Raw genomic sequence first — 15302 nt, 5'->3', positions numbered from 1 at the left:
AGTTATGTAGATATATAAACATATTACCATGATTTTGTCGAATATACAATTACATATTGTCTGATTTTTCGAAAAATTTATATGTGAAAAATATATTTTCATAAAAAGCAACAGCAGTCCGATGTTCAGACTGCTATCAGAAGTGTTTTATGTACTTTTTTTCTTACGAAATAATAGCAGATTACCTGCAAAATAATTGTAAAGATCCATGAAGCCGGATAAGAGATAAATAAGAACGACAGGCTTCTGTGGTGCGGAAATAATCCGAAGATCCATACAATACGTGTCCCGACAGTTCCTATGATAGAAAGGATCATCGGCACACCAGAACGTCCCATTCCTCGGAGTGCTCCCGGAATCAGGTCCATGATACCACAGCAAAAATAAGGAACTGTTGTGTATGCAAGAATTTCGATGCCGCACTGAATAACATCCGGATCACTGGTATACAGACGCAGTAATTTGTCTCCAAAGAAATATGCTCCACATCCTAAAGTAAAGGAAACTGTAAAGGATAAAATAATACAATCCAGAAGAACTTTATCCATACGCTTAGTCTTTCGTACCCCGTAATTCTGACTTGTAAAGCTCATGCAAGACTGGGTAACGGAATTGACGGATACGTATAGAAATCCAAAAATATTGTTTGCAGCGGTATATCCTGCCATAGCAATTGAGCCGAATGAGTTTACAGAAGACTGCAAAAGGGCATTGGAAAGGTTAATGACGGTACTCTGAATGCCTGCCGGGATTCCCACCTGAAAAATCTGTTTCAGATAAAAGCTCTTTATTGTAAGTTTTGAAAATCTGAGCTGATAGCTTCCGTCTGAACGGTAGAGACAGCGTAATACAAGAATGCAGGAAATACATTGAGATGCTACTGTTCCAATCGCAACACCGGCTACACCCATATCAAAAACAATAACCAGAAGCAGATTGAGTCCTGCATTGGCCAGACCGGACACGACCAGGTACATTAGTGGACGTTTGGTATCTCCTACTGCTCTCAGAATTGCCGCACCGTAATTGTACAGCATAAAAAACGGCATTCCAAGGAAATAGATACGCATATATAATGTGGAATGATCAATGACATTCTCCGGAGTGCCCATGATTTCCAGAGCAAAACGTGAAAAAATCAGTCCTACAAATGCCATGATGATGCCGCTTATCAATGCCAGAGCAATGGAAGTATGTACGGTCTCTGACATTTCTTTATGTTTACCTGAGGCGTAAAAACGTGCTGCAAGTACATTTGCCCCAAGAGATATTCCGATAAATAAGTTTGTAAAAACAGCGATCAGAGCGGTGGTCGATCCGACTGCTGCAAGTGCTTCGCTTCCAGTAAACTGTCCAACGACAATAATATCTACAGCATTAAACATCAGCTGCAGGATTCCGGAAAGCATTAATGGCAATGAAAAGGAGATCAGTTTATCCATGATCGAGCCATTGCACATATCAATTTCATATTTATTGTTTTTCAAAACTACTCCCCCATTAATTATATGAGTTTTAAAAACCTCGCATTACAGGAAACTGTAATGCGAGGTCTATAAAAATTATATTACTCTGTTTGGACACGATGTACAAATCTCTGATTTATACGATTTTTCAGAACTTTCTGTTCTTATGCATTCTTCTCAGCGATTGCTGCCTGTGCTGCTGCCAGACGAGCGATCGGTACACGGAATGGTGAGCAGGATACATAGTTAAGACCAATCTTATGGCAGAACTCTACAGAGGACGGATCTCCACCGTGCTCTCCACAGATACCTACATGAAGGTTCGGGTTAACCGGTCTTCCAAGTTCGATTGCCATCTTCATAAGTTTACCAACACCAACCTGGTCAAGTTTTGCGAATGGATCGTTCTCGAAGATCTTAGCGTCATAGTAAGCGTTCAGGAATTTACCTGCATCATCACGTGAGAAACCATATGTCATCTGTGTAAGGTCGTTTGTACCGAAGCAGAAGAAGTCAGCTTCTTTAGCGATATCATCAGCAGTAAGAGCTGCTCTCGGGATCTCGATCATAGTACCAACTTCATACTGAAGGTCGGAACCAGCTGCTTTGATCTCAGCATCTGCAGTTTCTACTACGAATTTCTTAACATATTTAAGCTCTTTGATGTCTCCAACAAGCGGGATCATGATTTCCGGTTTGATTGTCCAATCCGGATGAGCATTCTGAACTTTGATTGCTGCACGGATAACAGCTGTTGTCTGCATCTTAGCAATTTCTGGATAAGTAACTGCAAGACGGCATCCACGATGACCCATCATCGGGTTGAATTCATGGAGAGAATCAATGATTGTTTTGATTTCTTCAACAGTTTTGCCCTGAGCGTCAGCAAGTTTCTTGATGTCAGCATCTTCTGTAGGAACGAATTCATGAAGCGGCGGATCCAGGAAACGGATAGTAACCGGGTTGCCTTCCAGTGCTTCGAACAGTCCTTCGAAGTCTTCCTGCTGATATGGCAGAACTTTTGCAAGTGCTGCTTCTCTTTCTTCTACTGTTGTGGAGCAGATCATTTCACGGAATGCATCGATACGTCCCTCACCGAAGAACATATGCTCTGTACGGCAAAGACCGATACCTTCTGCACCAAGCTCAACTGCTTTTTTAGCGTCAGCCGGTGTATCTGCGTTTGTACGAACTTTCATAGTTCTGTATTTGTCAGCCCAAGCCATGATACGGCCGAACTCACCAGCGATTGTAGCGTCTACAGTCGGGATGATTCCGTCGTAGATGTTACCTGTTGTACCATCGATGGAGATGAAGTCTCCTTCGTGGAACTCTTTTCCAGCCAGTGTGAATTTCTTGTTTTCTTCATCCATAGCGATATCACCGCATCCGGATACACAGCACTCACCCATACCACGGGCAACTACTGCTGCGTGAGAAGTCATACCACCACGAACTGTCAGGATACCCTGAGCAGATTTCATACCTGTGATATCTTCTGGAGATGTCTCAAGACGAACCAGAACAACTTTTTCTCCTCTTTCTGCCCATTCAACAGCATCATCAGCTGTGAATACGATCTTACCGCAAGCAGCTCCCGGAGAGGCTCCAAGACCTTTGCCCATCGGTGTAGCAGCTTTAAGAGCAGCTGCATCAAACTGCGGATGAAGCAGAGTATCAAGGTTACGTGGGTCGATCATTGCTACAGCTTCTTCTTCTGTTCTCATTCCCTCATCAACAAGGTCACAAGCGATCTTCAGAGCAGCCTGAGCAGTTCTCTTACCATTACGTGTCTGCAGCATGTAAAGTTTACCGTGTTCTACAGTGAACTCCATGTCCTGCATATCTCTGTAGTGATCTTCCAGAGTTTTGCAAACCTGTTTGAACTGTACAAATGCTTCCGGGAATTTCTGTTCCATTTCGGTGATGTGCATAGGTGTACGAACACCAGCAACAACGTCTTCACCCTGAGCGTTTGTCAGGAATTCACCAAACAGACCGTTAGCTCCTGTAGCAGGGTCACGTGTGAAGGCAACACCTGTACCACAGTCATCTCCCATGTTACCGAATGCCATCATCTGTACGTTTACAGCGGTTCCCCAGGAATACGGGATATCGTTGTCACGACGATAAACGTTTGCACGCGGGTTGTCCCAGGAACGGAATACGGCTTTGATAGCACCCATTAACTGTTCCTTTGGATCAGTTGGGAATTCAGCACCGATTTTTTCTTTATATTCAGCTTTGAACTGTTCTGCAAGTTCTTTAAGATCTTCAGCTGTAAGTTCAACGTCCTGTTTAACGCCTCTCTTAGCTTTCATTTCGTCGATCAGTTCTTCGAAATATTTTTTACCAACTTCCATAACTACGTCAGAATACATCTGGATGAATCTTCTGTAGCAGTCCCAAGCCCAACGTGGGTTGTTGGATTTTTCTGCAAGAGTATTAACTACTTCTTCATTTAAACCAAGGTTCAGGATAGTATCCATCATACCAGGCATGGAAGCTCTGGCACCAGAACGAACGGAAACAAGCAGAGGATTTTCTTTGTCACCGAATTTTTTACCGGTAACTCCTTCCATTTTAGTGATTGCTTCCATGATCTGAGCCATGATCTCATCATTGATCTGTCTTCCATCTTCATAGTACTGAGTGCAGGCTTCTGTTGTAATTGTAAAGCCCTGCGGTACAGGAAGACCAAGGTTTGTCATTTCAGCAAGGTTGGCACCTTTACCACCCAGAAGGTTTCTCATATTAGCGTTACCTTCTGTAAACATGTAAACCCATTTTGCCATTTTACATTTTCCTCCTAATTATTGTTCTTTCACATAAAAAATATGTTTTATACGCACACAATTATTGTATAGACTTTAGTACAAATAGTCAAGGTCAATCTGACAAAAAATGGGTAAAGTTTTTATCAAAATAGAAAAAACTTTACCCATCCATTCTTAAATCAGCGTTTCTTTTTTAAATTAAGTACAAGATGTCTTGGAAGACCATTTACCATAATCGGCTGATAATCACCCTGAATCAGAGGACTGATGTAATCTACAAAGTCTTTTGTAACATACGTAGCATCTTTGTTCATCCAGTTACGAGGAACAACTTTTTCTTCATTTGCAATGCGATGTACATCGTAAATACCGGTCTTGGCCATATATGGATCATCAGAAACACGGTCGATAACGATCATTTTTCCGGTATCTCCTTCGTCAGCTGCTTTTACTGCTGCTCCACCTACCATGAATGCTTCATCGATATCAACGCGGGAAGCCATATGAGAAGCACTTCTCTGCAAGGTAGAAAGTTCTACGGCTCTTGTCTTACAACCACATTCTGCTGCAAGGAAATTCGCAAGATACGTAGCGGTTCCTGCCAGCTGTTTGTGTCCGAATGCGTCTACATAATCTCCGGAACTGCCAAGTTCGCATACGTAACGGCCATCTGCAAGACGGATGCCTTCAGATACTGCAATCACAACAGAGGATTTTTTCTTCAGGAGATCCTTAACTTTTACAAGGAATTTGTCAATGTCAAACGGAACTTCCGGGAGGTAGATCAGATCCGGGCCATCGCAGTCTTCTGTTCTGGCAAGTGCAGTTGCACCAGTCAGCCATCCTGCATTACGTCCCATAATTTCCATAATGGTGATCATACTCTTTTTGTAAGTGAGTCCCTGTGCATCGCGAATGACTTCCTTAGTGGATGCGCCAATGTATTTGGCTGCACTTCCAAAACCAGGTGTGTGGTCTGTCAGTGCAAGGTCATTATCGATAGTTTTTGGAACACCGAGGAATTTCTGGCTCTGTCCTGTAAGGATTGCATAATCGGAAAGCTTCTTGATGGTATCCATGGAGTCATTTCCGCCAATGTAGATAAAGGCATCGATATCCAGACGGTTCAAAATCTCGAAGATCTTTTCATAGATGGATTTGTCTTCGTGAATCTCCGGCAGTTTAAAACGACAGGAACCCAGGAAAGCGGACGGAGTTCTCTTGAGAAGCTCAATATCAAGTTCGGAATGGATCTGTGTGGAAAGATCGATATATTGTTCATCCAGAAGCCCCTGGATTCCGTGAAGCATACCGTATACTTTATCAAAGCCACGCTCAATGGCGTTCTTGTATACTCCTGCCAGACTGGAATTGATTACGGATGTAGGTCCTCCGGACTGTCCTACAATGATATTACGTTTTTTTGCCATACTGTCATCTCCTTTTTACGTCACATATAATGTATAATATTACCAAAAGATAATTGAATAGTCAAGTTTTTTTGTGCATTATATATTATATGCATAACGAAAGCAACTGGATATATTGTAATTCTGCTCATGTGAAAAGGATTCTAAAGTACTAAAAGTATAAAATTATATTAAAAACGCCACGGGAAATGACACAACTCGCTTTCGCTCAGACAATATCATTTCTCGTGGCAACATATAATTTGATACTTAAGTACTTTTAATGAATCTTTATTTCTGATAAAGATAACTAAATTAATTTCTATTGTTTAGAATGTAAACTTGTCAGCGAAGTATGCTTCCAGCTCGTCGATCTTGATACGAACCTGCTCCATGGTATCACGGTCACGTACAGTAACAGCACCATCATTTTCAGACTCAAAGTCATAAGTGATGCAGAACGGAGTACCAATCTCATCCTGTCTTCTGTAACGTTTTCCGATATTTCCACGGTCATCAAATTCGCAGTTATATTTTTTGCTGAGCTGATGGAAGATTTTTTCTGCGCCTTCGTTCAGTTTCTTGGACAGCGGAAGGACACCGATCTTGACCGGAGCCAGTACCGGATGGAAATGAAGGACTGTACGAACATCGTTCTTTTCTGCATCCAGAACTTCTTCATCATAAGCACTGCAAAGGAATGCAAGTACCATACGGTCAGCACCAAGTGACGGCTCAATAACGTAAGGAATGTATTTCTGTTTCTTCTCATCATCAAAGTATGTCAGATCCTGACCGGATACATTCTGATGCTGTGTCAGGTCATAATCGGTTCTGTCAGCGATACCCCACAGTTCGCCCCATCCGAATGGGAACAGGAACTCTACGTCTGTGGTAGCTTTGCTGTAGAAGCTCAGTTCTTCTTTGTCATGGTCACGATAACGTACTTCGTCATCTTTGAGACCAAGAGAGCTCAGCCAGTCAAGACAGAACTTCTTCCAGTATGCAAACCACTCAAGGTCTGTATCCGGCTCACAGAAGAATTCAAGTTCCATCTGTTCAAATTCACGTGTACGGAAAGTGAAGTTACCCGGTGTGATCTCGTTACGGAAGGATTTACCAATCTGTCCGATACCAAATGGGATCTTCTTACGGGATGTTCTCTGTACATTCTTGAAGTTTACAAAAATACCCTGTGCTGTTTCCGGTCTTAAGTAAACAGTATTCTTAGCGTCTTCCGTTACACCCTGGAATGTCTTGAACATCAGGTTGAACTGACGGATGTCTGTGAAGTTGTGTTTGCCACAGGACGGACACGGAACTTCGTGTTCTTTGATAAAGTTCATCATCTGTTCCTGTGACCATGCATCTACACTTCCCTCGATGGCAATGTCATGTTCACCGCAGAAATCTTCGATCAGTTTGTCAGCACGAAAACGTTCGTGACATTCTTTGCAGTCCATCAGAGGATCGGAAAATCCACCAAGATGACCGGAAGCAACCCATGTCTGTGGGTTCATCAGAATCGCACAGTCAACACCAACGTTGTATGGGGATTCCTGAACGAATTTCTGCCACCATGCACGTTTTACGTTATTTTTCAGTTCAACACCGAGATTACCATAATCCCATGTGTTTGCCAGACCACCGTAAATTTCGGAACCCGGGTAAACAAATCCTCTGGCTTTTGCCAGGGCAACAATTTTTTCCATTGTCTTTTCCATGATAATTCTCCTCTTCATCTTAATTCGTTGCGTTTTCTCATCATTATACCGCATTTCAGAGATATTTCAACGTTTTTTATTTTATACATTATTTCATAACCTCCAGAATTTGAAGGGTTTTAAACTTTTTGTCTGTATTTCTGGCTGTATAGAGGTGGATGATCTGTTCCAGTTCTAACAGAATATCCGGTTCGACCCGGAATGCATAAAGCTTTCCCATCGGAGCCGTTACTATGTATCGCATGGCATATAAGGCAGAAGGAGAAATTCTTCTGGCGTCTCTTTGCCCTACGGCGCAGGAGCTATCCAGGATTCCATGTACTTCCTGAGAAAAGAAACATGCTTCTTCTATGTTAAGTTCCCTCCCACATTCCGCACATTGAAAAAGTTGGGGACAAAGCCCCTGTTCTGCCATCGTTCTTAATTCATAAATACAACGGATCAGCCGATCGTCCATCTGAGAATTCATCAGTGCTTTTACCGTCACGTATAAAAGATTCATCATTTCCTTTTCATCGGTACCTTCCCGACCAAAATAATCTGCCAGTTCCAGAAAATAATACCCGTAATACACGCCTGGCTGCATGGTCGCAAGTTCTACGAAATGATGCGTAACAGATACCTGGTTCAGATTATAGCTTGTCCGTCCTTCATACAATGTAAAGTTTCCAAATACAAACGGATCCGCTGCTGCCATAAACGGACTGTTCAGTCGGCGGGCTCCTTTTGCAAAAGCAGAAATCTTGCCTCGTTCTCTGGTAAGGAGCACGATCCGTTTGTCATATTCGCCTATAGGAGCTGCAGAAATTACAACTCCCTGTACTGTGATCAGATCACTCATCCATTAAAATTCCTCTTGCAGATTTAAAAAATTTAATCAAATCTCTTTTTTATCATATCCGAAGTTTTTGATCATAAAGTCACTGTCTCTCCAGTCTTTACGGACTTTTACCCAAAGTTTCAGATTGACTTTTGCATCCAGCATACGTTCCAGTTCATAGCGGGCATTGCTGCCGATTTTTTTGAGCATGGCTCCCTGTTTTCCGATGATGATTCCCTTATGCGAATCACGTTCACAGATAATGGTAGCCTCAATATCGACAAGCTGACGTTTTCCAGGGCGTTCTTTCATAGTATCGATTGCAACTGCAATTCCATGAGGAATTTCAGCATCCAGTGCATGGAGCGCTTTTTCGCGGATGATTTCTGCGGCGATCTGTCTCTGCGGCTGATCAGTTACTGTATCTTCATCATAAAACATCGGACCATATGGCAGATATTTCAGAATGCATGGGATAATATCTTCTGTGTTCTGATTTCGAAGAGCAGAACACGGAATAATCTCATCGAATTCATAGAATTTGCGGTAAGTATCGATTGACTTCAAAATTTCATCTTTGTCAACAGTATCTACTTTGTTGATCACAAGAATTACCGGGAGATGCAGACCTTTCAGCTGTTCTGCAATATGACGTTCTCCTGCCCCGATAAAAGTCGTGGGCTCTACGAGCCATAAGATCACATCAACATCTTTTAAGGTACGCTCTGCTACCTGCACCATATATTCACCAAGTTTATTTTTGGCTTTGTGGATACCCGGCGTATCCAGGAATACAATCTGACCATCTTCGCAGGTATAAACTGTCTGGATACGATTACGGGTGGTCTGTGGTTTTTTTGAGGTAATTGCGATCTTCTGTCCGATCAGATGGTTCATCAATGTAGATTTTCCAACATTTGGTCTGCCGATGATCGCAGCAAAACCTGATTTAAAATTATCTTTCATCTATAAGAACTCCTGTTATATTTAACATCTGTAAAAAGTTTATCCAAAATCAGCCGTTGATCAGAGGAAGAACGGTATCAAACAGTTCCTTCTCCTTCTGGATCGCAGGTTCACTTCCTACAACACAAAGTGCATCATTGGAAAGAACTGCTTCAATCAGCGGAGCCAGTGCCTGGATATCGGATTCTTTTGCCTGCAGGATCTCATCACGTTCTTTCTGTGCCATTTCCTCTGTAACGCCGCAGAACCATGCACTTCTTGAAATAGCCCCCTGCATTTTGGGAGTACGCGGCACATCTTTACCGCTGATAGTTCCAATGATATACTTGGTCATTTCGCGTTCATCTGCATGGAAAGAACGAACATATTCCGGAATTCCTTTATAAACCTCCAGAGTACGTTTCAGATGAGGATCTCGGTAAGAAACAAAGAAACTCTCACCACTGTATTTGAATCCGCTCATACAGCCATATGCACCGCCTTTAACACGAATATTGGTCCACAGATAATCGTAACTGAGAATAACTTTCAGAATATTCAAAGCACCTGTGTATTCATATCCTTTTTTACGGAAATTACCGGTCTGTGCAACATACTGTACCTGTCCGGAAGTTGTAAAACCTTCGTTTTTCTTTTGGCAGACAGACATCTGTTGATGTATTTCTGTTGTTTCCTGATGAAGTGACTGTTTCAATGCTTTTACCTGTTTCTGCACGTCTTCCAGAGATTCTCTTTCTGCTGTGTAACTGATGCAGAGATATTCAGGACGAAGAATCTCCCTCATAAGCTGCGTAAGTTCGTGAACAAGTGTTTCTTTACATTTCTCAAATTCTTTATCAATTTTCTCAATAAACTGATAATATGCAATTCCTGCAAGGCTGTCCTGGAAAGCTGCCATCGGTGAACTGTAGGAAGCTGCGCGCAGTACTGCTGTAGAGTGTCCTGCACTTACCAGACTGGATTGTGCTCTTGATTTCACCTGTGAGATAATCTCATGGAGACGCTTGGTATCTTTCAGACTGGACGTATTCAAAATTTCACGAATCATTTTGAACAGCACATCTGTCTTGGGATACATAACTTTACCTCTGACAGAGAAAAAAGCATGATATTCATCTACAGAGTCTGCCCGGTCAAATACTTCCACGCCACACATGATGCCGCCAGTCTCTGCATTGATTTCATTTGTCAGTTCGCCATACGTGTAATGAGCGGTATCTACATAACCCAGCACTGATTTGAGGAGACCTAGATATGGAACTTTTTCTGCGGAAAGTTCTTTGAGATCAAACATCAGATCCAGATATCCTATTCCATTGGTCGGAACTTCGTGATACAGAAAAAGGCTTCCATCGACATCCAGTGCCTCATTAGTAAATGGTGTGATCTTTTTGCGAATATCTTCTCTTTTTAGCATTGGAATACATTTGGCCGCTTCCGGATCTTCCGGTGCACTCTGATACTGTTCCAGGTCCTGGGTTCTTTTGACAAGCATTGCTTTTTCTTCTTCACTGAGTGAAGCAAGATGCGTGGCAAGTTTGTCTTCCAGTGCTTTTGCTTTTCGTGCTGTCAGACCTCTGGATGGATTTAATGTCAGAATAGAGCCATGCGGATTGTCCAGCAGATACTTACGAATCAATTCTTCGAAATATCCCTGATTTTTCAGTTCTTTGAGTCGTTCATATACAGGAATCAGCTGTACCTGTGCAAATGGGTGTTCATCATCATAAAGCCAGTTATCCAGAATATCGAGCCCATAGATCAGTCCCTTCGGATAGGAAGCGAAATCTGCTTCTCTATAACGGAATTCCATGCAATTAATACCCGCTTCCAGCGCTTTCGGATCAATTCCATTCTGCACCGTCTCTGTCAGTACTTTGCGGATAATGGCAAGGAATTCGGCTTTTTTATCTGCACTGGCCCCTTTGGCAACAACATCAAAATATGGCTGACGGATACCATCCTCATAAGAGCCATATACATCAGAGCCAATCCCTGCATCCAGAAGAGCTTTTTTGAGCGGAGCGCCCGGTGTACTTAAAAGCGCATAATCCAATACCTCAAAAGCAGTGCACATCAGACTGTCCATTGCTGTTCCTGTTACAACACTGTAAGCCAGATAAGAATTGTTTTCTTCACTCTCACTCTCTGCAACCGGATATTCCATCACGAGATCACGCATTTTATCAAATGGTTTCTGTTCACGGATTTCAGAATCTACATGCAGACTGTCAAAAGCGGACAGATATTTTTCATCGATAAACTTAAGTTTTTCTGCCATATCCATATTTCCATACAGATAGATATAACTGTTTGACGGATGGTAATATGTTCTGTGGAAATCCAGAAATTCTTCATAGGAAAGATCAGGGATATTATCTGGATCGCCACCAGATTCACAGCCATAGGTAATATCTGGAAAAAGAGAATTCATAATATCTCTTTCCAGCACATCATCAGGGGAAGAAAATGCCCCTTTCATTTCATTGTAGACAACTCCATTGTAGGTCAGAGGACCTTCTGGCTTTTCGAGATGATAACTCCAGCCTTCCTGTCGGAAAATCTCTTCTTTTTTGTAAATATTAGGGTAAAATACCGCATCCAGATATACATGCATCAGATTCTGGAAATCCTGATCATTGCAGCTTGCTACGGGGTAACAGGTCTTATCCGGGTAGGTCATGGCATTTAAAAAAGTATTTAAAGAACCCTTGACCAGTTCTACAAAAGGATCTTTTAATGGAAAATCCCGGGAACCGCAAAGTACACTGTGCTCCAGAATATGTGCAACACCGGTACTGTTTTTGGGCGGGGTACGAAAAGCGATATTGAATACTTTGTTTTCATCATCGTTCTCAATCACCATGATTCTTGCTCCGGTTTTGATGTGGCGAAGCAGATAACCAGTAGAACGAATATCATTCAGCTTTTCTTTTTTGACTAATTTGTATGCCTCTATACTGTCTAAATTCATTCTTGCCTCCATTTATAGATTAGATATCATATTTTTTATAGTATTTCTTGATATACTGTATTTATTCTGGAAGTCTTTCTCCAGGAAACTGCTCTTCAAATACTTCACGGGCAGCTTTTGAAACAAGCGCAAGATCCTCCTGCAGCCCCAGATCTTGCGGAAGACGTATTGCAGTTTCATAAATATCTCTCTGAAGCTTTGCTTTTGCACTGTCTTTTTTGATCGTAACAAGTCCACAGAGTACTGTGTTATAATTCTTATCCTTTTCACAGAGAGCCATATAAAATCTGACAAGATGTCTGCATTCTCTGTAAAGCAGTGCTTCGTGCATCGGACTCTTATTCTGAATCTCACGGAATTTTACATCGTCCAGTTCCCGCCGTATCTCTTTTTGCGCTCTTCCCGCCCCAAAGACCCTGTGTCCGGCATTACGGTTAAACTCCAGTGCCATCCAGAATTTAAGATAACCGTCAGCAACTCCGCCATCATTGGTATTTCCTTTGTATCTTGCTTCCCAGATCTCACGACGAATCTCATTGGCCTCCATATCCTCTCCGGATGCGAATGCCTGATCGAGCAGTGCTTTGCGTTTCTCAGGTTCCGTCTCTTTGTAGTACTGAGCAATGATCGGTGTATCCATATATCGTTCTCCTTTTCGGTGGTATATTCTTTTTACCAGATTTCAGGTATTAAAGTTAAAAAAACCCTTTTTTTCTTCAATATGCCTATTATAGCAAATCAAAGAGAAAAAGGGTAGTCCTGTTTTAGAGGATCAGCATGGCATCCCGGATATTTATGAATTGTAACCAGAATCTAACATTTGTTGGGTATTTATATAGGAAGTAATTTACCCTTAGTTAAATGGCAAATCATCATCGTCCGCACTCATAAATCCATCAGGACTTGTCTGTGGCTTTGGCTGCTGTGCCTGTCGATTATTAGAAGTATTCTGGCCATTTCCAGAATTATTCTGTTGACTGGTGGCTTTGCTCTCTGCAAAATCCTGTTCCTCGATCACTATATCGGTTGTATATACTTTCTGTCCGTCTTTATTCGTATAGCTGCCTGTTTGAATTCTTCCAGCAACTACAATCTTTGTACCTTTCCGGAAATATTTTTCTGCAAACTCTGCTGATCTTCCAAACGATACACAGTTAATATAATCTACGGATGCCTCATTGTCTCTCTTGATTCTTCGATCTACAGCAAGCGTAAATCTGGCAACAGCTGTCGCATTATCTCCCTGAGAGTATCTTACCTCTGGATCTCTGGTAAGACGCCCCATCAAAATGACTTTATTCATAACCTACAATTTCTCCTTTACATATTCAGGACAATTTTCTGTGTACTCATAACTGTCCAGATTATCACATTGTGTCTTGCATTCCTTCTTATTCGGACAGCATATACAGCAATAGTCCAAATTTTCCGGACAACTTAGTCTGCACTTTCCCTCCATCATAAACCATCCCTTTCCGCTGTTCCATTTTTTTCATCGTCCCCAGCATACTCCAATGTATTTTCTGTTTTCATCCACTCCAGTATATCACCATAACTATCACGGATATAGATTTCCTGTTCTCCCTCTCCTGCCATAGAAATATAATAATCATCGTTTTTTTCAAATGGTTGTATATTATGTAACCATTCTGCCAGTTCTTCATCCGTCATACTCCGGATTCTGTCTGCATTTGTGAGTACAAAACTCTTTTTCAATGTAAACAGCTCTGTTGCAGCCTCTTTCTGTTCTTCAGTCAGATTTTCTATATCGAACCCCGTATCCCATTTCAGCTTCTGGCCGCATTTCTCGCAGAACACCTTTTTCCTGAAATCACGTGGTTTCCTTCCAGAAAGTATTTTCCTTTCTCCGACTACTGTCCCACATTCCGGACATCTCCACCAGTTATTTGTCTGTATCTCGCATTCTCCATGCCCGTCTGCATATTCTATAAATACTGGACTTTTCTCGTTCATACGAAGTATAGGTTTCTTTGGACTCCGACTTTCTAATGCCAGTTTTGCCTGTTCAAACGTTTCTCGCTCTTTTTCGGTAAGGGTATAAATTTTATCTATCCTGTCTGCAATATCATTCAAAAGTTCTTTTGCTTCTTTTGCGCGCATAGGTTTCATTTTTCCATCTCCTTCAGTTTCATCTCAGCTTCCCAAAGATCAAAAAATAAAGTTTTACCAATTTCGCTCGCCTCAACCTCCGTCGTACCATCGCACCACTCCGTAGTACTAAAGCTTCTGTTTAAGTCTGATCTTCTATAAGGGGAAACCCTCTCATCTGTGGCAAGCGCAATATAAGGTTTTCCACTTATCATATTGATTGTCAGTCCAATATGCGTACATTCGACAATTTCAGAATTATTATAAATAAGATAAGCCTTGTCTCCTTCTTGTGAATACGCTTCCTTGCACGGTAATCTCACCAGCAAGCCGTCTTCCTCGGCTCTCTCATATTCTCCCAACTTATTCGATACTGCACTCAACACAGGGCATTCATCCGTTCCGCAATATTCACCATCATACGGGCAATCACTCGCACACTGCTTTATCCACGCTCTTCCTTCTAAAGCAGAATCTTCTGTTAATCTTTCCATTTACCGCGCTCCTTTTTCTTTCATATATCCCTGGTAACGTTCGTATCTTCTTTTCATAATTTCTATATCGCTACTTCCAAAATGACACCAGAAGCGGTCTCCGTCCTCATCCTCTGCGCAAATTCCCACGTCCAGTAATTCACCTGAAAACATTGCATGTTTCGGGGTAATATCATAGCAGCTTCCAATAATTGTCAGGTTTTTCTTCACACATGCCTGTGCCATTTCCCATGGATCAGATGATAACCAGGAATTAAACATTTCGTGATAACCAATTTCGTAGTTTTCAAGGCAATTCTGAATTGCTTTTACAACTGTTCCTGCCATTTTGTTGTATTTTTCTTTGATCTCATCCTCTGTCATTTCTACTCCGAACAGAGTTTCTTCTGATGGATACCGTTCTTCTGGTCCTCCCGGATTCCATAATTCGAGAATTACATAAGCTGCATTTATCTCTTTTACATATCCTTTAAAACCATGCCAGGAATTTCCCTGCTTGGCTCCAGATATTTCCTGGCCTTTCTTCAAGTGTCTGTATGTAACATATTTTTCTTCGGTCATTT

General features: G+C 41.8%; 12 protein-coding genes. All 12 read right to left on the bottom strand.

From position 1 onward, the window contains the following. Positions 1-125 precede the first annotated feature (125 nt). On the bottom strand, positions 126-1460 hold the full coding sequence (locus KQI91_RS11770) for an MATE family efflux transporter (protein ID WP_216393060.1): 1335 nt from the start codon (positions 1458-1460) through the stop codon (positions 126-128). A 170-nt stretch (positions 1461-1630) separates the two neighbouring features. Then, positions 1631-4261: a pyruvate, phosphate dikinase gene (gene ppdK / locus KQI91_RS11765; protein ID WP_216392969.1), complete on the bottom strand. Its 2631-nt coding sequence runs from the start codon at positions 4259-4261 to the stop codon at positions 1631-1633. 161 nt (positions 4262-4422) lie between these two features. Next, positions 4423-5673: a 6-phosphofructokinase gene (locus KQI91_RS11760; protein ID WP_216392968.1), complete on the bottom strand. Its 1251-nt coding sequence runs from the start codon at positions 5671-5673 to the stop codon at positions 4423-4425. A gap of 308 nt (positions 5674-5981) precedes the next feature. Then, a complete protein-coding gene (locus KQI91_RS11755; RefSeq protein WP_216392967.1) occupies positions 5982-7376 on the bottom strand; it encodes a glycine--tRNA ligase in 1395 nt (464 codons plus the stop codon). Positions 7377-7464: 88 nt separating this feature from the next. Next, positions 7465-8217 (bottom strand): DNA repair protein RecO, encoded by a 753-nt coding sequence (gene recO / locus KQI91_RS11750; protein WP_216392966.1) that lies wholly within the window; start codon positions 8215-8217, stop codon positions 7465-7467. A gap of 36 nt (positions 8218-8253) precedes the next feature. Next, a complete protein-coding gene (gene era, locus KQI91_RS11745) occupies positions 8254-9162 on the bottom strand; it encodes a GTPase Era (RefSeq protein WP_216392965.1) in 909 nt (302 codons plus the stop codon). Positions 9163-9211: 49 nt separating this feature from the next. After that, positions 9212-12136: an insulinase family protein gene (locus KQI91_RS11740; RefSeq protein ID WP_216392964.1), complete on the bottom strand. Its 2925-nt coding sequence runs from the start codon at positions 12134-12136 to the stop codon at positions 9212-9214. Between the two features lie 61 nt (positions 12137-12197). Continuing rightward, positions 12198-12776, bottom strand: coding sequence for a DUF6553 family protein (locus KQI91_RS11735; protein WP_216392963.1), 579 nt, complete (start codon positions 12774-12776; stop codon positions 12198-12200). A gap of 213 nt (positions 12777-12989) precedes the next feature. Beyond that, the gene (locus tag KQI91_RS11730) at positions 12990-13439 is read right to left on the bottom strand and encodes a single-stranded DNA-binding protein (protein WP_216392962.1); all 450 of its coding nucleotides are present in this window, start codon (positions 13437-13439) and stop codon (positions 12990-12992) included. A 155-nt stretch (positions 13440-13594) separates the two neighbouring features. Next, entirely contained in the window at positions 13595-14266 is a 672-nt protein-coding gene (locus KQI91_RS11725; protein WP_216392961.1) for a hypothetical protein, read from the bottom strand. Then, entirely contained in the window at positions 14263-14739 is a 477-nt protein-coding gene (locus KQI91_RS11720) for a hypothetical protein (protein WP_216392960.1), read from the bottom strand. The genes KQI91_RS11725 and KQI91_RS11720 overlap by 4 nt, the downstream gene beginning before the upstream one ends. Further along, complete coding sequence (locus KQI91_RS11715) at positions 14740-15300, bottom strand: hypothetical protein (protein WP_216392959.1); 561 nt, start codon at positions 15298-15300, stop codon at positions 14740-14742. Positions 15301-15302: the final 2 nt, after the last annotated feature.

Source organism: Blautia sp. MSJ-19 (assembly GCF_018918125.1).
Lineage (GTDB): Bacteria > Bacillota > Clostridia > Lachnospirales > Lachnospiraceae > Blautia_A.
The sequence above is the reverse complement of the archived record's forward strand: the minus strand, read 5'-3'. Positions and strand labels throughout refer to the sequence as shown.